Annotated in this window: 12 protein-coding genes and 1 pseudogene; 8 read left to right on the top strand and 5 right to left on the bottom strand. The window is 70.8% G+C overall.

The window, feature by feature from the left end:
- Nucleotides 1-65: 65 nt before the first annotated feature.
- The 4 genes from ACIBN2_RS08405 to ACIBN2_RS08390 form a co-directional block, all read right to left on the bottom strand.
- Entirely contained in the window at nucleotides 66-791 is a 726-nt protein-coding gene (locus tag ACIBN2_RS08405) for a class I SAM-dependent methyltransferase (protein ID WP_399133439.1), read from the bottom strand.
- Nucleotides 792-947: 156 nt separating this feature from the next.
- On the bottom strand, nucleotides 948-3464 hold the full coding sequence (locus ACIBN2_RS08400; RefSeq protein ID WP_399133438.1) for a SpoIIE family protein phosphatase: 2517 nt from the start codon (nucleotides 3462-3464) through the stop codon (nucleotides 948-950).
- Between the two features lie 215 nt (nucleotides 3465-3679).
- Complete coding sequence (locus ACIBN2_RS08395) at nucleotides 3680-6109, bottom strand: MFS transporter (RefSeq protein ID WP_399133436.1); 2430 nt, start codon at nucleotides 6107-6109, stop codon at nucleotides 3680-3682.
- 168 nt (nucleotides 6110-6277) lie between these two features.
- Nucleotides 6278-6721, bottom strand: a complete 444-nt coding sequence (locus tag ACIBN2_RS08390; RefSeq protein WP_399133435.1) for an SRPBCC family protein — start codon at nucleotides 6719-6721, stop codon at nucleotides 6278-6280.
- A gap of 164 nt (nucleotides 6722-6885) precedes the next feature.
- Here ACIBN2_RS08390 and ACIBN2_RS08385 point away from each other — a divergent pair, with 164 nt between their 5' ends.
- The 3 genes and pseudogenes from ACIBN2_RS08385 (at nucleotide 6886) to ACIBN2_RS08375 (ending at nucleotide 10142) form a co-directional block, all read left to right on the top strand.
- Nucleotides 6886-7929, top strand: a complete 1044-nt coding sequence (locus ACIBN2_RS08385) for an Rv2578c family radical SAM protein (protein WP_399133434.1) — start codon at nucleotides 6886-6888, stop codon at nucleotides 7927-7929.
- Between the two features lie 135 nt (nucleotides 7930-8064).
- Nucleotides 8065-9642: an alpha/beta hydrolase gene (locus ACIBN2_RS08380; protein WP_399133433.1), complete on the top strand. Its 1578-nt coding sequence runs from the start codon at nucleotides 8065-8067 to the stop codon at nucleotides 9640-9642.
- A 60-nt stretch (nucleotides 9643-9702) separates the two neighbouring features.
- Nucleotides 9703-10142, top strand: a pseudogene (locus ACIBN2_RS08375) (RidA family protein).
- 1 nt (nucleotide 10143) lies between these two features.
- Here the strand turns inward: ACIBN2_RS08375 and ACIBN2_RS08370 are convergent.
- Nucleotides 10144-10719: an adenylosuccinate lyase gene (locus ACIBN2_RS08370; protein ID WP_399133432.1), complete on the bottom strand. Its 576-nt coding sequence runs from the start codon at nucleotides 10717-10719 to the stop codon at nucleotides 10144-10146.
- A gap of 393 nt (nucleotides 10720-11112) precedes the next feature.
- Here ACIBN2_RS08370 and ACIBN2_RS08365 point away from each other — a divergent pair, with 393 nt between their 5' ends.
- The 5 genes from ACIBN2_RS08365 to ACIBN2_RS08345 all read left to right on the top strand — a co-directional run bounded on the left by ACIBN2_RS08365 (nucleotide 11113) and on the right by ACIBN2_RS08345 (nucleotide 18708).
- Nucleotides 11113-12918, top strand: coding sequence for a 3-hydroxyacyl-CoA dehydrogenase family protein (locus ACIBN2_RS08365; protein ID WP_399133431.1), 1806 nt, complete (start codon nucleotides 11113-11115; stop codon nucleotides 12916-12918).
- A gap of 160 nt (nucleotides 12919-13078) precedes the next feature.
- On the top strand, nucleotides 13079-13891 hold the full coding sequence (locus ACIBN2_RS08360; protein ID WP_399133430.1) for a TetR family transcriptional regulator: 813 nt from the start codon (nucleotides 13079-13081) through the stop codon (nucleotides 13889-13891).
- A 454-nt stretch (nucleotides 13892-14345) separates the two neighbouring features.
- Nucleotides 14346-15683, top strand: a complete 1338-nt coding sequence (gene ccrA / locus ACIBN2_RS08355; protein ID WP_399133960.1) for a crotonyl-CoA carboxylase/reductase — start codon at nucleotides 14346-14348, stop codon at nucleotides 15681-15683.
- 17 nt (nucleotides 15684-15700) lie between these two features.
- Nucleotides 15701-17749 carry a protein meaA gene (locus ACIBN2_RS08350; RefSeq protein WP_399133429.1) on the top strand — a complete coding sequence of 683 codons (2049 nt, stop codon included), beginning with the start codon at nucleotides 15701-15703 and terminating at the stop codon, nucleotides 17747-17749.
- Nucleotides 17746-18708, top strand: coding sequence for an HpcH/HpaI aldolase/citrate lyase family protein (locus ACIBN2_RS08345; protein WP_382486804.1), 963 nt, complete (start codon nucleotides 17746-17748; stop codon nucleotides 18706-18708). Before ACIBN2_RS08350 ends, ACIBN2_RS08345 begins: the two co-directional genes overlap by 4 nt.
- Nucleotides 18709-18712: the final 4 nt, after the last annotated feature.

Here is an 18712-nt window from a genome sequence, read left to right as displayed (position 1 = left end):
TCGTCCACAGGGCGTGGGCGCGGGAGTTCCCCTGCGCCCACGCCCTCACCTCGATGAGCCGGGCCTCAGGCCGTGCGCCCCGCCACCAGCCACTTCGACGGCAGCTCGATCCGGCTGCCGTCGGCCGCCGACTCCGTGGTGGTCAGGGGCAGTTCGCCGCTCGCCAGGACGGTGAGCCCGGCCGCGCGCACGTACTCGGGTACGGCGTCGTCGGCCACCTCGCCGGGTGCGATGCCGTGCTGGAAGATCGGGGCGAGCTTGGGCGGCGGTCCCGCGGGGCTCTGCGCCAGGCCCAGCAGGACGGGCTTGGCCGCCTCGGCGAGTTCGACGAGGAAGACACGCCCCCGGTCCCCGACGAGCGCGGCGATCCCGTCCACCAGCGGCTGCCGGTCGTCCTGCTCGGCCTGGTGGAGGACACCGCGCATATAGACGTTGACGTCGCCGAGTTCGGCGTGCATCGTCTCCGTCTCGCCCTTCTCGACGGCGTCCAGCACCCGGTACGTCGCCTGCCCGGCCGGGTCGGCGTGCCGCGCGTGGTCCACGGCGGCGTCCGACAGGTCGGCGCCGACGACGTGCCCGAAGCGTTCGGCGAGGAAACGCGTCTGGGTGCCGTTGCCGCAGCCCAGGTCCACCATCGCCAGGCCGGGGTCGGTGAGGTGCGGCTCGAAGAGGGCCAGATGGACGCCGGCGGTCAGCGCCGGTTCCGCGTCCCAGAAGACGGCTCCCTGCTCCTCGGGGGCCTCACGCCAGAAGCCCTCCCATGCCTCCCGGTACCGACTCGTCACGCTCATGACCGACTCCCCAGGGTGCGACGCGGTGACCCGCCCCAAGTGACGGGCCAGTACGGTCTATCGCGCCCTGGTCACGGCGACAAGCGCGTCGCGCATTCCTTCACTCCGCATTCGAGAGGCATGCGCTCCCGCGCGCCCTAGGCCCCGCTCCTACGGTCAGCGCCTCGGCAGAGTCAGCTCGAACCAGACGGTCTTGCCCGTCTTCGTACGGCTGGTGCCCCACGCGCGGGCGAGGGTGCTGACCACCCGCAGCCCGCGCCCGAACTCGTCGCACGGACCGGCGGTGCGCAGCGTCGGCAGTTCGTGGTCGTCGTCGTCCACCTCGCACAGCAGGGTGTCGCCCCGGATCAGCCGCAGCTCGACCGGGCGGCTGTGGGAGTGCCGTACGGCATTGGTGACCAGCTCGCCGACCAGCAGCTCGGCGGGATGGGTGAGCTTGGCGAGCCCCCAGTCGTGGAGCTGTTCGCGGACGACGGCACGCGCGCGGCCGACCTCGATCGGGTCGAGGGCCAGGCCCCACTCGGCCACGTCGTCCGGTGCCACGCCGTTGAGCCGGGCCATCAGCAGGGCCACGTCGTCCTTGCGGCCGCCGCGGGTGTTGAGGGCGCGGATGATCATGTCGCAGGCGTCATCCATGGAGGCGGCCGGGTGCGCCGCGGATTCGCAGAGCGTCGCCAGGCCCAGTTCGATGTCCTCGCCGCGCACCTCGACGAGGCCGTCGGTGCACATCACGAGCCGGTCGCCGGGCTCCACGCGCACGCGTACCGCCTCGAACGGCACCCCGCCGACGCCGATCGGCGCGCCCGTCGGCAGGTCGAGCAGATCGCTGCGGCCGTCCCCGGCACGGACCAGGACGGGCGGGATGTGACCGGCGTTGGCGATGTCCAGCTCGCCCGCGATCGGGTCGTAGACGGCGTACAGACACGTCGCGAGGTAGGTGTCACCGAGGCGCTGCGCGAGGTCGTCGAGGTTGCGCAGCAGCTGGGCGGGCGGCAGGTCGAGGGCGGCCATGGTCTGCACCGCCGTACGCAACTGGCCCATCATCGCGGCGGAGTTGAGGCCGTGGCCCATGACGTCGCCGACGACCAGGGCGGTGCGGGCGCCGGGCAGTTTCACCGAGTCGAACCAGTCGCCGCCGACGCGACCGAGCAGCGTGCCCGGCAGATAGCGGGTGGCGATGTCGCAGCCCGCCATGCGCGGCGGGATGTGCGGCAGCATGCTGTCCTGGAGGGTCTCGGCGACGCTCTCCTGGTAGGTGTACATGCGGGCGTTGTCGAGCACGAGGCCCGCGCGGGCGGCGAGTTCGGCGCCGGTCACGCGGTCCATGTCGTTGAAGACGGGCCGCTCCGGATGGCGCAGCAGGATCATGAACCCGAGCACGACGTTCCGCGCCTTGAGCGGCACGACCAGCATGGAGCGATGGGTGATCAGCGGCCGGATGTCGCGCTTCTCGAACTGCGCGGCGATCGCGTGGCCCATCTCCTCGCTGATGCGCGGCACCAGGACGGGCTCGCCGCTGGTCATGCACTGGAAGAACGGCGTGTGCGCAGGGAAGGGCATGGCCTCGCCGACGGGCACGACGTCGTCCCAGCGGCCCGGCTCGTCGGTGTGCTCGAGCGCGACCCGGTGCCACATCGTGGTCGTGTCCGGCACGCCGTCGGGGAACCCCTCGCCGGCGACGACCTGTTCGCGCAGATAGGTGCCGGCGACGTCCGTGAAGCGCGGGACGACGGCCCTGCTGACCTCGACGATGGTGCGCGACAGGTCGAGGGAGGTGCCGATGTGCCCGCTGACGTCCTTGAGGAACTCCAGGTGCTCCCGTACGGCCGCGTACTCCAGGTCCTCGCCCTCGTCGGCGAGTTCCCCCGGCACCAGCAGCCCCTCGGCCATAGCGCGCGCTGCACGCTCGCGGCGGGCCCTGCGCTCGGCGCGTCGCGGTACGCCCCAGTCGGGGGTGACGGGCACCCGGTCGTTCTGGCTGAACTCCAGGATCGGATAGCCCAGTTCGAGGACCTGCGCGACGATGCGCGCGCTCTCGTCGACGCTCATGCTGGGCAGGATCTCGGGCAGCCGGCGGGCCAGCTGCTCGGCCCCGGGGAAGTCCGTGTGCAGGGCGAAGCCGGGCGCGATCCGCTCGAACGCCATGTCCGTGCCGTCGTCGCCGTGTTCGTCCTGCCGGAGCCCGCCCGCGTCGGCGGCGAGCACGAGCAGCCGCTCGTGGCCCGGTCCCACCAGCGGGTACGCCCACCACAGCACGTCCACGCGCGCGTGGACGTGCTCGGGCGCGGGAACGGCCGGCCCGGGAGGGGGAACGGTCAGCCGGGCACGGCCCGCGGCCGGGTAGGAAAGCCTGCCGTCGAGGGAGGATTCGAGGTCGGGGCCGAGTTCGTCGTACGGGGCGAACGCACCGTACGGGGCGACATCGTCGTCATCGGGCAGCGCGCCGGACACGGGCAGCAGGTCGACCGCGGAGTGCCCGAGCGCCTCGTCCTTGGGGACCCCGAACAGCCGGCCGGCGCCCCGGCTCCAGTGGGACACGAGGCCGTCGCGGTCCACGACCACCACGGCCAGCGGGATACGGCCGACCGCGGCGGGCTCCGCCGCCACGCCGTCCCCGGCTCCGCGGCTGGGAGGTGTGTCCCTCTCGGTGCCACGGTCGCTGCCGTTTTCCATGGCCCAGGCCCTCTCTCCCCACGGCTCCGCAAGATCTGTGCCGCCTGCTCCACCGTACGGCTGCCCCCGGTGGTGATGTGCGGCAATTCGGGAATTGGTGCAACGGGGCGGCTACCCGCACCCGGGGGCGTGCGCCTGGGCGTGCAGGTCCGCGTGACACCGCGTCAGGCCGTACGGTGCCGTGTCACCCGCATCGGCGCGGGGACGCCGCGCCGTCAGTCCTCGTGCCCCAGCTGCAGGTCCCGCTCGGTCCGCCCGCCCCCCGCGACCTGGAGTACGGTGGCGACCGGCGGGTATCCCGCGGCGATCACGGTGTACTCGCCGGACGACAGGTCGATGAACCGGAACGTTCCGTCAGGTCCGGTGGTGAGCGTGTCCACGACGTTGCCCGCCGCGTCGAGCAGCGTCACGCGCGCGTCCTCGACCGGTCCCCCGCCGCTCGCCCGCACGGTGCCGCGCAGCACGGCGCCGCCTGCGAGCTCGACGTCCTGACGGGTCTCCCGGGCGGCCTGCACGGTGACCGGGAGCGCGGCCGGACGGAAGGCGGGCGCGCCGGCGGCGAGGGTGTACTCGCCCGCGACCAGCTCGGTGATCACGTAGCCGCCCTCGCGTCCGCTGCGGGTGGTGGCCACGACCTCGCCGTGCACATTGGTGAGCGTGACGGTGGCGTCGCGCACCGGGGCTCCGTCGGCGGTCAGCACGCTGCCCGCGAGGCGCCCGGCACCGCCGAGGACCACGTCCAGCTCCACGGGGCGGTCACCGACGGTCACGGACACGGCCTGCGGCTGGTGCCCGCCCGCGGCGGCGATGAGCACGTACGACCCCGAGCCTGGCGTGGCCAGCGCGTACCGCCCGTCCTCGCCGCTCGCGCCCCGCCCGATCTGCTGCCCCGCCACGTCGATGAGGGTGAGCGCCGCGCGCGGGACGACGGTTCCGTCCGGGTGCTGCACGGTGCCGCAGACGGGGATGCCGGCGGGGTGGGGCGAGGGCGGCGGGGCCGGGGTCCCTCCGGCCGAAGACTGGGAGCGGGCCTGCGGGACCGAGGCGTTCGCGGAGTCCGTCGGGGCCGCGCGGTGGGACGGTGCGCTGTTCAAGAGGGGGACCTCCTTGAGGAAGAAGGCGATGACCAGGCCGAGGGCGAGCACCGGCACCAGGTAGAGGAAGATCCGGGGCATGGCATCGGCGTACGCCCGGATGTAGTCGTCGCGCAACGGTGCGGGCAGCGCGTGGACGAGCTGCGGGGTGATCGACTCGGCGTCGGGCAGGCGCGGACCCGCGTGCGCGGGCAGCCGCTGCGCGAGGGCGTCGGCGAGCCGGCGGGAGAAGAGGGTGCCGAAGACGGCGGCACCGACGCTGCCGCCGATCTGCCGGAAGTAGTTGTTGGCGCTGGTGGCGGTCCCGAGGTCGGCCGGGGGCACCGAGTTCTGCACGGCGAGGACCAGGACCGGCATCACCATGCCGATGCCGGCACCGAGGACCGCCATCCAGACGCTGTACTGGAGCCGGGGCGTGTCGGCCTCGAGGCGGGACAGCAGCCACATACCGAGGACGGACACGGCGCTGCCGAGGACCGGGTAGAGCTTGTAGCGCCCGGTGTGGCTGATGAGCTGTCCGGAGACGATGGAGGCGACGACGATGCCGCCCATCATGGGCAGCATCAGCAGGCCGGACTCGGTGGCGGAGGCCCCGTCGACCATCTGCAGGAAGGTCGGCAGATAGCTGGCTGCGCCGAACAGCGCGACGCCGATCACCAGACCCACCAGGCTCGTGACGTTGAAGACCGGATCCCTGAACAGCCTGAGCGGGATGAGGGGTTCGGCCGCGAAGTGCTCGGCGACGAGGAAGAGCACGGTGGCGGCGGCCGCTCCCGCCCCGAGCCCGATGATCTCCCGCGAGCCCCACGCGTACTCGGTGCCGCCCCAACTGGTCAGCAGCACAAGGCAGGTGGAGGCCGCGGCGAGCAGCAGCGCGCCGAGGACGTCGAGCCGGGGCCTGGTCCTCGGCCTGGGCAGCTTCAGCACGACGGTGACGACGGCCAGGGTGAGCAGGCCGAAGGGGACGTTGAAGTAGAAGCACCAGCGCCAGGAGAGGTGGTCGGTGAAGTAGCCGCCCAGCAGCGGTCCGGCGACGGACGCGAGGCCGAACGCGGCGCCGATCAGGCCCATGAAGCGGCCGCGCCGCCGGGGCGGCACGATGTCGGCGATGATCGCCTGCACGCCGATCATGAGCCCGCCCGCGCCGACGCCCTGAACGGCGCGGAAGGCGATCAGCTGGTCCATGGACTGCGCCCGGCCCGCGAGAGCGGCACCGATCACGAAGACGACGATGGCGAACTGGAAGACGCCCTTGCGGCCCAGCAGATCGCCGAGCTTGCCGTAGATCGGGAGTCCGACGGTGGCGGTCAGCAGATAGGCGGTGATCGCCCAGGACATCCGGTCCAGGCCGTGCAGCTCGCCGACGATCTTCGGGAGCGCGGTGGCGACGATCATCTGCTCCAGGGCGGCGAGCAGCAGTGCCAGCATCAGCCCGAGGAAGACCAACCGCACCCGGCGCGGGCTAAGTTCGGCCGTCATGGCGAGCGTGGCGCCGGGGGTCCGCGGGGGTGCCGGCGCCGTTTCCTCGTACACCGCAGTCGTCCCGCCCACGTACCGCTCCCCTCGTCACGCTGCCACGCAATTCCCGCGTAAGGCGACAACTACGAGCAAGCGCGACGAGTTACGGCATACCGGCGCGGCCCACGGAGATCCACTCGATCCGGTGAGGGGGCCAACACCCCACGGACACCGGGGACTTGCCTCGGGACCTCGGTCGTTCTACTTCTCCACCTCGGTGGCGAGGCGCGCGAGCACCGCGTCGTAGATCCGGCCGAGGCCCTTCGGTGCGAACGTCTTCTCGAAGAAGCCGCCGATGCCGCCGGCGCCGTTCCAGACGGTGGTCACGACGACCCGCGACCTGCCCTCGCCCGCCGGGGTGACCCGCCAGGTGGTGACCATCGAGGAGTTGCGGTCCTTCTCGACGAGCTCGCCGTCCGTGGGCTCGGCGACCTCCAGGAGGCAGTCGCGGACCCGCTTGCTGGTGGCCTGGAGCTTCCAGTGGACGAGGGTGCCCTCGCCGTCGCCGCCCTCGCGCACCTCGTACTCGCTGAACTGCTCGGGAAGCAGCTTCGCGCGCGTGCCGCTGTAGTCGGCGAGGGCGTCGAACACCTTCTCCGCGTCTGCCGCGACGACCCGCTCGGTAGTGGCCTCGACCTGCGCCATCGGTTCCTCCAGGACTTGCATTCTCGGGGTGGCAAGCCAACCACCCCCACCCTCGGCCACCCAAATCGGGGTGCCCCGGGCGCCCCGACGGGATCGGAAACCGCCCTTGCACGGGAATTCGAACACGTGTTTCACTCGGGTGACAGCGGCACCGAGGAGGCGTCATGCGCTGGGAGAACCTCACAGTGGAGTCCGGCGGCCACAGCCGGGCGGCCGACGCCGCGCTGTTCGGCGCGGACGCGGTGGTCAGCCGCCAGTTCGACACCCCCGAGTTCGCAGGGATCACGTTCCACGAGGTGCGGGCCCGCTCGATCATCAACCGGGTGCCCGGGGCGTCGCGCATGCCCTTCGAGTGGACGGTGAACCCCTACCGCGGCTGCTCGCACGCGTGCGTGTACTGCTTCGCCCGCAAGACGCACACCTATCTGGACCTCGACTCGGGCCTCGACTTCGACTCGCAGATCGTGGTGAAGGTGAACGCCCCGGAGCTGCTGCGCCGTCAGCTCGGCTCACGCCGCTGGCCGGGCGAGCACATCGCGATGGGCACGAACGTCGACTGCTACCAGCGCGCCGAGGGCCGCTACCGCCTGATGCCGGGCATCCTGTCCGCCCTGCGCGACCACGCCAACCCCTTCTCGATCCTGACCAAGGGCACGCTGATCCTGCGCGACCTGGACCTGCTGGCGCAGTCGGCACAGGTGACGGACGTCGGCATCTCCGTCTCGGTCGGCTTCACCGACCCCGAGCTGTGGCGCACGGTGGAGCCGGGCACACCGGCCCCGGAACGCCGCCTGGACGTCGTCCGCACGCTCGCCGAGCACGGCCTGGACTGCGGTGTCCTGATGGCCCCGGTGCTGCCGTTCCTGAGCGACGGACCCGCCCAACTCCGCGCCACCGTAAGGGCGATCGCCGCCTCCGGTGCCACCTCCGTCACACCGCTGGTGCTGCATCTGCGCCCCGGCGCCCGCGAGTGGTTCATGACCTGGCTGGCCCAGCACCACCCGCACCTGGTGCGCCGGTACGAGCGCCTGTACGCCGACGGCCCCTACGCCCCGAAGTGGTACCAGCGCCGGATCACCCGTCAGGTCCACGAGCTGGCACAGGAGTACGGGATCGGGCCCGCGCGCCCGGGGATGCCCCGCCGGATCCGGCCACCGGAGCCGACCGCCCCGGCCGTGACCGAATCGACCCAACTAACGCTCATTTGAGATCATTCGAGGGCATCACGCGACCCAATTGGGTCAAGTCTTGCCAGAACGAGTTCTTCCGGGGGCGCTTTCCGGGACGATGCGGCGAGAACCGTGAGACTCGCGGTCCGCAACCCTCCGTCCTGGGAGGACTCCATGAGAAAACGCGCAGCCGTGCTGTGTGGTGCCGTCGTCGTCGTGGCCGGGTCCTTCACGGCGCTCCCGGCCGACGCCAGCTCCGCGCAGACCTCGCCCACCGCTTCCGCCGCGAAACTGACCTGGAAGGGCTGCGGCACCACCGACTATCCGACGCTGCAATGCGCGTCGCTGAAGGTGCCGCTGGACCACGACAACCCGCACGGGCAGCAGATCACGCTCGCGCTCTCGCGCGTGCAGCACACCGCGAAGAAGAGCCAGGGCCCGCTGCTGGTCAACCCCGGCGGCCCCGGCGGCAGCGGTCTGTCGCTGGCCGGATTCGTCGCCTCCTCGCTGCCCAAGTCGGTCGCGTCGCAGTACGACGTCATCGGCTTCGACCCGCGCGGCGTCGGCCGGAGCAAGCCCGCCCTGGACTGCAAGCCGGGCTACTTCAACCCCGTGCGCCCTGACTCGGTGCCGAGCACGCCGGCCCTGGAGAAGGCCAACCTCACCCGCGCCGAGTCCTTCGCCGCGGCCTGCGGCCAGAAGTACGCGGGCCTGCTGCCGTACATCAACACGATCCAGGCCGTACGGGACATGGACTCCATCCGCGCGGCCACGGGTGCCCAGAAGACCAGCTACTTCGGGTACTCGTACGGCACCTACCTGGGCGCGGTGTACGCCAAGCTCTTCCCGGAGCGCGTCAAGCGCCTCGTCCTCGACTCGATCGTCGACCCCACGGGGGTCTGGTACGACGACAACATCTCGCAGGACTACGCCTTCAACGCCCGCCACCAGGCACTGATGGCCTGGATCGCCAAGTACGACTCGACGTACAAGCTGGGCACCGACCCGGCCAAGATCGAGGCCAAGTGGTACGCGATGCGCAAGGCGCTCGCGAAGAAGCCGGCCGGCGGCAAGGTGGGGGCCTCCGAACTGGAGGACACGTTCATTCCCGGCGGCTACTACAACGGCTACTGGCCGTATCTGGCCGAGGCGTTCGCGGCGTACGTGAACAACCACGACTCCGACCCGCTGGTCGAGGCCTACGACAACTTCGCCGCCGTCGACGCCTCCGGGGACAACGGCTACAGCATCTACACCTCGGTGCAGTGCCGTGACGCCGCCTGGCCGCGGGACTGGAACCAGTGGCGCAAGGACAACTGGGCGGTCTACGACAAGGCCCCGTTCATGGCCTGGAACAACGCCTGGTACAACGCGCCGTGCGCCTTCTGGCCGACGCATTCCAAGCACCCGATCAGCATCGCGAACCACAAGCTGCCGCCGGTCCTGCTCTTCCAGGCGACCAACGACGCGGCCACTCCGTACGAGGGCGGCGCGACGGTCCACCGACTGCTGGCCCGGTCGAGCTTCGTGGTCGAGCAGGGTGGCGGGAACCACGGCATCACGCTGAGCGGAAACGCCTGCCTGGACAAGTACCTCGCCGGCTATCTCGCGAACGGCACGGTTCCGCGCAGCGGCGGCGAGATCGACGCGGTCTGCCCCAAGCTGCCCGATCCCACTCCGCTGAGCTCGAAGGCGGCGTCCACGTCCGCCGGCGGCTCTGCGCTGCACGGCATGCTGGGCTTCCACGGCTGAACATCCCGTAGGTGAAGGCCCGTCGGGGGCGTTGTCGGACCCATGGTCCACGATGGACGCATGAGTGAGCTGACGAGAATCGCCGCCCCCGACGGGGTCTTCCCCGCCGCCCAGTACAGCCACGTCGTCATGGGCACCGGCCGCTTCGTCGCGGTCGCGGGCCAGCTCGCCGTCGACGAGGACGGCGGACTCGTCGGCGAAGGGGACGCCGAGGCCCAGGCCCGCCAGGTCTTCGAGAACCTCCGCCGCTGCCTCACCGCCGCTGGGGGTACCTCCCACGCCCTTAAGGCAGTGGGGGAGCCACCTTCGACGACGTCGTCAAACTCACCTTCTTCGTCACGGACATGACCCACATGCCCGCCATCCGCAAGGCCCGCGCCACCCACATCCCGGACGACCGCCTCCCGGCGGCCTCGGCGATCCAGGTGGCCGCGCTGGTCCGGCCCGAATTCCTGATGGAGATCGAGGCGTTCGCGGTCGTGGGAGCCCCGGCGGGCTGAGTCACCGCTGCTTCGGAATCCGCGCCAGCGCGCGTACCGCCGCCTCCGCGAGGGCCGGGTGGGCCAGGGCCTCGTTCAGTACGGGACGGGCCCGCGCGTCCTCCAGCGTGCCGAGGCCCTCCACACAGGCGAGGGCCACGCGGCGATACGGGTCGTGGGGGCGCAGTCTGCGTTCCAGGGTGGTGATGAGTGCCGGTACGGACTCCGGGGCGTGCAGGCGGATCAGGAGGCGGACCGGGTGCAGGGCGTAGGCGACACGGAGTTCGTTGGTCGCGAGGGCGGCGGCCGCGCGGGCGGTGCGGGGGTCGTCGAGGCGGGCGAGAGCGTAGGCGGCGGAGGCGCAGCGCTGCGGGTCGCGGTGGTTGAGGAACAGGACGAGGGACTCGAAGGCACGCCGGTCGCCCGCGAGCCCCAGCCGGAACGCGGCCAGCTCCCGGGCCCACAGCGGCCGTCCGCTCTCGGTGAGCACCCGCGCCAGCTCGTCGAGGTCGTCGGTCGCCAGGAGCCGGTCGTACGCGAGGGAGCCTCCCGACTCCGTCCGTAAGCGCTCCGTGAGTGATCGCAACTCTTCGTCCATGACACCGAGATTAGAGGGGTCGCCGATCTTCCGGGACGTACATCACAAACCCGGGGGCTGGCGCGCTCGTTACCCGCCGGTTAAGCTCAGACGAGCGAGTTACCCACTCGCACCCCTTACGGCGGCCTGGTGACGCAGCCGCCGTGGGAGCAGTCGGTTCGGTACTTCGAGTACCGCAGCACGACCCGGCCTCGGGACAGGGCCGGTCGGTTTCCACCGTTCGCTCCAGGCGTGTGCGCGCCCATGGCGACGGACCCGGGCGTGTGCGCCAGCAGCCCGGCAACACCCGCATTCAGCACCGCATCCGGTGCGCCCCGGGCCCGGCTCCGGCCGGTCTCCCCGGCGCACCCGGACGCGCTCCCAGTCGTCACCCCTCATTCCTGGAGTCCCGCGATGGCCACTCCCCTGTCCCCCTCTTCCTCGTCTCCGCTGTCGACCGTCGCGGTCGTCGGCCTCGGCACCATGGGCACCGGCATCGCCGAGGTCCTCGCCAGGGCCGGCCGCGAGGTCGTCGGCATCGACATCAGCGAGGCCGCGGCCGCCAAGGCCGTCGCCGCCCTGGAGGCCGCCACCGCCCGCGCCGTGGAGCGCGGCCGGCTGACCGAGCAGGAGCGCGCCGCCGCCCTCGCCCGCGTCCGCACCTCCACCGACCTGCGCGCCGCGGCCGACGCCGACCTCGTCATCGAGGTGGCTCCGGAGTCGTACGAGATCAAGCAGCAGATCTTCCGTGAGCTCGACGGGATCGTGCGGCCTGACACCATCCTGGCGACCGGCACCAACGCCCTGTCCGTGACCCGCCTGGCCGCCGACTCGGCCCGCCCGGAGCGCGTGCTCGGCCTGCACTTCTTCAACCCGGCGCCGGCCATGAAGCTCGTCGAGGTCGTCTCCTCGGTGCTGACCGCGCCGACCGCCGTCTCCGCGGTCACCAACCTGGCCCTGGACCTCGGCAAGGAGCCCGTCGCGGTCGGCGACCGGCCCGGTTTCGTCGCCGACGGGCTGCTGTTCGGCTACCTCAACCAGGCCGCCGCGATGTACGAGGCGAAGTACGCCTCCCGCGAGGACATCGACGCCGCGATGCGGCTCGGCTGCGGTCTGCCCATGGGCCCGCTCGCGCTGCTCGACCTGATCGGCGTCGACACCGCCCGTACGGTCCTGGAGGCCATGTACGCCGAGTCCCACGACCGGCTGCACGCCCCCGCGCCGATCCTCAAGCAGCTCAGCGAGGCGGGCCTGACGGGCCGTAAGTCGGGCCGCGGCTTCTACACCTACGAGGCCCCCGGCAGCGCCACCGTCGTGCGGGACGCGCTGACCCCGCTGGAGGGCGCCGCCCTCACCCCGGGCCGCGAGATCCGCACGGTCGGCGTCGCCGGCTCCGGCACGATGGCGTCCGGCATCGTCGAGGTCTTCGCCAAGGCCGGGTACGAGGTCGTCCTCGCCGCCCGCAGCGAGGAGAAGGCGCAGACCGCCAAGGCCCGTATCGGCAAGTCGCTCTCACGCTCCGTCGACAAGGGCCGGATGACCGCCGAGGCCGCGGCGCAGACCCTGGACCGCATCACCGCGGCGGGTTCGTACGAGGCCTTCGCCGACGTCGACCTCGCGGTCGAGGCCGTCGCCGAGGACCTGGAGATCAAGCAGCAGCTGTTCCAGGCGCTGGACAAGGTCTGCAAGCCGGGCGCGATCCTGGCCACCACGACCTCCTCGCTGCCCGTCGTCGCCTGCGCCCGCGCCACCTCGCGCCCGCAGGACGTGATCGGCATGCACTTCTTCAACCCTGCGCCGGCGATGAAGCTGGTCGAGGTCGTCCGTACGGTCCTGACCGCGGAGGACGTGCACGCGACGGTCCGCGAGGTCTGCACCAAGATCAGGAAGCACGCGGTCGACTGCGGGGACCGCGCGGGCTTCATCGTGAACGCGCTGCTGTTCCCGTACCTCAACAACGCGATCAAGATGGTGCAGGAGCACTACGCGACCCTCGACGACATCGACGCCGCCATGAAGCTGGGCGGCGGCTACCCGATGGGCCCGTTCGAGCTCCTGGACGTCGTCGGGCTCGACGTCTCGCTCGCGATCGAGAAGGTGCTGCACCGCGAGTTCCGGGACCCGGGCCTGGCCCCGGCCCCCCTGCTGGAGCACCTGGTGGCCGCGGGCTGCCTCGGCCGCAAGACCGGCCGCGGCTTCCGCGAATATGCCCGGCGCTGAGCGCGTCGGCGACTGGTTCCCAGGCGGCGAGGACTGGGGCGGACTGCTCGAACCGGGCAGTTCTCCCCCGGCCGCGAGGCACGGCACTCCCCCGTCCGTCACGGGCGGGGGAAACCCCGTACCTGCGCAACAAGCTGCACACATGCAGTACGTTCGGGTCATGTCCCAGCCCGCCAAGTCCTCACGTACACCAGCCACGCCCGACGCGCCGGAGAGTGCCGCAGGCAGTCGTGCGGCCGCACAGCGTCTCAAGATGCGCCGCGAGCTGGCGGCCGCGGCGATGGAGCTGTTCGCGACCAAGGGGTACGAGGCGACCACCGTCGACGAGATCGCGGCCGCGGCCGGGGTCGCGCGCCGTACCTTCTTCCGCCACTTCCGCTCCAAGGAAGAGGCGATCTTCCCGGACCACGACGACACGCTGGTCCGGGCGGAGGCGGTCCTCAACGCGGCGCCCCCGCACGAGCATCCGCTCGACACGGTGTGCCGCGGCATCAAGGAAGTCATGCGGATGTACGCGGCCCGGCCGGAGATCTCGGTCGCCCGCTACAAGCTGACGCGCGAGGTGCCCACCCTGCGTGAGGCGGAGATCGCGTCGGTGGCGCGCTACGAGCGCCTGTTCACCCGCTACCTGCTCGGTCACTTCGACGAGCACGCGCACGACGACGACGCCAACGACGACCCGCTGCTGGCCGAGGTCGCCGCGTCCGCCGTGGTCACCGCCCACAACCACGTCCTGCGGCGCTGGCTCAGGGCCGGCGGGCAGGGCGACGTGGAGGCGCAGCTGGACCACGCCTTCGCGATCGTGCGGAAGACCTTCGGGTCCGGCATCGGGGCCGGGCGCTCGACCGCGCCGAAGCAGCCGGCCCCCGCGGCGGTGTCCCACCACGGCGAGGTGCTGGTCACGGTCGCCCGCACGGACGCCCCGCTGGACGAGGTCATGCGGACCATCGAGGAGGCGCTCAAGGACCGCTGAGGGCCAGCTCCCGCTGTGATGACGGCCACCCTTCGGGGTGGCCGTTTTGGCATGTCAGGGCCCCTTTTCGAAGACATTTCAGGGCCCGTTCGATCGATCATCGCTCATTTGTTACGTAAAGATTTCACCTGAGAGCAATCTCTGGCACTCAGTGCCTTGCGGGGTGACACGCGGTGTCATACGTTGAAGGAGTCCGGGCGGCCGGCGTGCAGCGACCTTTCGTACGCCGGCTGTCCCAGCAAGTCATCGACCTGCCCGCCCGGACGCCTGCGTCACAGGCAACCTCCTGCGCCACCAAGCGCTGCCGAACAGCAGAACCGCCGAACCGACGGCACCTCCAAAAACCCTCAGCAGCACCGACGTAACCCTCAGCGTCCCCCCTCAGGACGCTTCCCCAGTTCTCGGCTCCGCTCGAACCGGGGAGACCCCAACCGCCGGAGGCAACACCGTGACCATGAAGGACATCCTGGACGCGATCCAGTCGCCGGAATCGACGCCGGCCGACTTCGCCGCCATGCCGCTCCCCGAGTCGTACCGCGCGATCACCGTGCACAAGGACGAGACGGAGATGTTCACGGGTCTGGAGACCCGGGACAAGGACCCGCGCAAGTCGATCCACCTCGACGACGTGGCGCTGCCCGAGCTCGGCCCGGGCGAGGCCCTGGTGGCCGTCATGGCCTCCTCGGTCAACTACAACTCGGTGTGGACCTCGATCTTCGAGCCGCTGTCCACCTTCGGGTTCCTGGAGCGCTACGGCCGCACCAACGATCTGGCCAAGCGCCACGACCTGCCGTACCACATCATCGGCTCCGACCTCGCGGGCGTCGTCCTGCGCACCGGCCCGGGCGTCAACGCCTGGCACCCCGGTGACGAGGTCGTCGCGCACTGCCTGTCCGTCGAGCTGGAGTCCAGCGACGGCCACAACGACACCATGCTCGACCCCGAGCAGCGCATCTGGGGCTTCGAGACCAACTTCGGCGGCCTCGCCGAGATCGCCCTGGTCAAGTCCAACCAGCTGATGCCGAAGCCGGACCACCTGAGCTGGGAGGAGGCCGCCGCCCCGGGCCTGGTCAACTCCACCGCCTACCGGCAGCTGGTCTCCCGCAACGGCGCCGGCATGAAGCAGGGCGACAACGTGCTGATCTGGGGCGCGAGCGGCGGCCTCGGCTCCTACGCCACGCAGTTCGCGCTGGCCGGCGGCGCCAATCCGATCTGTGTCGTCTCCAGCGACCAGAAGGCGGAGATCTGCCGCTCGATGGGCGCCGAGGCGATCATCGACCGCAACGCCGAGGACTACAAGTTCTGGAAGGACGAGCACAACCAGGACCCCAAGGAGTGGAAGCGCTTCGGCAAGCGCATCCGCGAGCTCACCGGCGGCGAGGACGTCGACATCGTCTTCGAGCACCCCGGCCGGGAGACCTTCGGCGCCTCCGTGTACGTCACGCGCAAGGGCGGCACCATCGTCACCTGCGCCTCGACCTCGGGCTACAACCACGAGTACGACAACCGCTACCTGTGGATGTCCCTGAAGCGGATCATCGGCTCGCACTTCGCCAACTACCGCGAGGCCTGGGAGGCCAACCGGCTCATCGCGAAGGGCAAGATCCACCCGACGCTGTCGAAGGTCTACTCCCTGGAAGAGACCGGCCAGGCCGCGTACGACGTGCACCGCAACCTCCACCAGGGCAAGGTCGGCGTGCTGTGCCTCGCCCCCGAGGAGGGCCTCGGCGTGCGCGACGAGGAGATGCGCGCCAAGCACATCGACGCCATCAACCGCTTCCGCAACATCTGAGACACCCGAGGTCATAGATGACTGAGCGTCAGCCCGCCGAAGGCAAGCGGGAGAAGGACCGGCCGTGGCTCATGCGCACGTACGCCGGTCACTCCACGGCCGAGGCGTCCAACGAGCTGTACCGGCGCAACCTCGCCAAGGGCCAGACCGGTCTGTCGGTCGCGTTCGACCTGCCGACGCAGACCGGCTACGACTCCGACCACATCCTCGCCCGCGGCGAGGTCGGCCGGGTCGGCGTGCCGGTGGCCCATCTCGGTGACATGCGACGGCTGTTCCAGGACATCCCCCTGGAGCAGATGAACACCTCGATGACGATCAACGCCACCGCCATGTGGCTGCTGGCGCTCTACCAGGTCGTCGCCGAGGAGCAGGGCGCGGACATCACCAAGCTCCAGGGGACGACCCAGAACGACATCGTCAAGGAGTACCTGTCCCGCGGCACGCACGTCTTCCCGCCGGGTCCGAGCCTCCGTCTGACGACGGACATGATCGCGTACACGGTCTCCCACATCCCGAAGTGGAACCCGATCAACATCTGCAGCTACCACCTGCAGGAGGCGGGCGCCACGCCGGTGCAGGAGATCGCGTACGCGATGTCCACCGCGATCGCGGTCCTGGACGCCGTCCGGGACTCCGGTCAGGTGCCCGCCGAGAAGTTCGGCGACGTGGTCGCCCGCATCTCCTTCTTCGTGAACGCCGGCGTGCGGTTCGTCGAGGAGATGTGCAAGATGCGGGCGTTCGGCCGCATCTGGGACAAGATCACCCGTGAGCGCTACGGCATCGAGAACGCCAAGCAGCGCCGCTTCCGCTACGGCGTCCAGGTCAACTCCCTCGGCCTGACCGAGGCGCAGCCGGAGAACAACGTCCAGCGCATCGTCCTCGAGATGCTGGCCGTGACCCTCTCCAAGGACGCACGCGCGCGTGCCGTCCAGCTCCCGGCCTGGAACGAGGCGCTGGGCCTGCCCCGCCCCTGGGACCAGCAGTGGTCGCTGCGCATCCAGCAGGTGCTGGCGCACGAGAGCGACCTGCTGGAGTACGAGGACATCTTCGAGGGCTCGCACGTCATCGAGGCGAAGGTCGCGAAGCTCGTCGAGGACTCCCTCGCCGAGATCGAGCGGATCCAGGAGATGGGCGGCGCGATGGCCGCCGTCGAGTCCGGCTACCTCAAGTCGCAGCTCGTCTCCTCGCACGCCGAGCGGCGGGGCCGTATCGAGTCCGGCCAGGAGAAGATCGTCGGCGTCAACATCTTCGAGACGACCGAGCCGAACCCGCTGACGGCCGACCTGGACACGGCCATCCAGACGGTCGACCCGGCGGTCGAGGCCCGGGTGATCGCGGGTCTTCAGCACTGGCGGGACACCCGCTACCAGCCGCCCTTCAACCACCCGCGCCCCTGCAAGGCGCTGGAGCGCCTGAAGGAGGCCGCGAAGGGCACCGGCAACCTCATGGAGGCCACCCTGGAGTGCGCCCGCGCCGGTGTCACGACCGGCGAGTGGGCCGGGGCCCTGCGCGAGGTGTTCGGCGAGTTCCGCGCGCCGACCGGTGTCTCGTCGGCGCCGGTGGCGGTCCCCGCCGAGGAGGGCTCGGCGATGGCGCTGGTCCGCCGCAAGGTCGACCTCACCGCCAAGGACCTGGGAGTCGGCAAGCTCCGCTTCCTGGTCGGCAAGCCCGGCCTCGACGGCCACTCCAACGGCGCCGAGCAGATCGCCGTCCGCGCGCGTGACGCCGGCTTCGAGGTGGTCTACCAGGGCATCCGGCTCACCCCCGAGCAGATCGTGGACGCGGCCCTGGCCGAGGACGTGCACGCGGTCGGCCTGTCCATCCTCTCCGGCTCGCACGCCCAGCTGGTGCCGGACGTCCTGGAGCGGCTCCGTGTGGCCGGTGCCACAGACATACCGGTGATCGCCGGTGGCATCATCCCGAATGGTGACGCCGAGCAGCTCAGGGCCGCCGGTGTGGCCGCCGTCTTCACCCCGAAGGACTTCGACATCACCGGGATCATCGGCCGCATCGTCGACGAGATCCGGAACGCGAACAAGCTCGACCCCCTGGAGGTCCCCGCATGACGACCGTCAACCGTCTCCGCCCGCGGCGCTCGTGCCTGGCCGTGCCCGGTTCGAACCCGCGCTTCCTGGAGAAGGCGCAGGGTCTCCCGGCGGACCAGGTCTTCCTCGACCTGGAGGACGCGTGCGCGCCGCTCGCCAAGCCCGAGGCCCGGCACACCATCGTCAAGTTCCTCAACGAGGGTGACTGGACCGGCAAGACGAGGGTCGTGCGCGTCAACGACTGGACGACCGAGTGGACGTACCGCGACGTCGTCACGGTCGTCGAGGGCGCCGGCCAGAACCTCGACTGCATCATGCTGCCGAAGGTGCAGACGGCCCAGCAGGTCGTCGCCCTGGACCTGCTGCTGACCCAGATCGAGAAGACCATGGGCTTCGAGGTCGGCAAGATCGGCATCGAGGCGCAGATCGAGAACGCCCAGGGCCTGAACAACGTCAACGAGATCGCGACGGCCTCCCCGCGCGTCGAGACGATCATCTTCGGCCCGGCCGACTTCATGGCCTCCATCAACATGAAGTCGCTGGTCGTGGGCGAGCAGCCGCCCGGCTACCCGGCGGACGCCTACCACTACATCCTGATGAAGATCCTGATGGCCGCCCGCGCCAACAACCTCCAGGCGATCGACGGCCCCTACCTGCAGATCCGCAACATCGACGGCTACCGCGAGGTCGCCCAGCGCGCCGCCGCGCTCGGCTTCGACGGCAAGTGGGTGCTGCACCCGGGCCAGGTCGAGGCGTCCAACGAGATCTTCTCGCCCTCGCAGGAGGACTACGACCACGCCGAGCTGATCCTGGACGCGTACGACTACTACACGTCCGAGGCGGGCGGCAAGAAGGGCTCCGCGATGCTCGGCGACGAGATGATCGACGAGGCCAGCCGCAAGATGGCCCTGGTCGTCTCCGGCAAGGGCCGCGCCGCCGGCATGCAGCGCACCAGCAAGTTCGAGATCCCGGAGGCCTGACGGT

Source organism: Streptomyces sp. NPDC050534 (assembly GCF_044457745.1).
GTDB lineage: Bacteria > Actinomycetota > Actinomycetes > Streptomycetales > Streptomycetaceae > Streptomyces.
The sequence above is the reverse complement of the archived record's forward strand: the minus strand, read 5'-3'. Positions and strand labels throughout refer to the sequence as shown.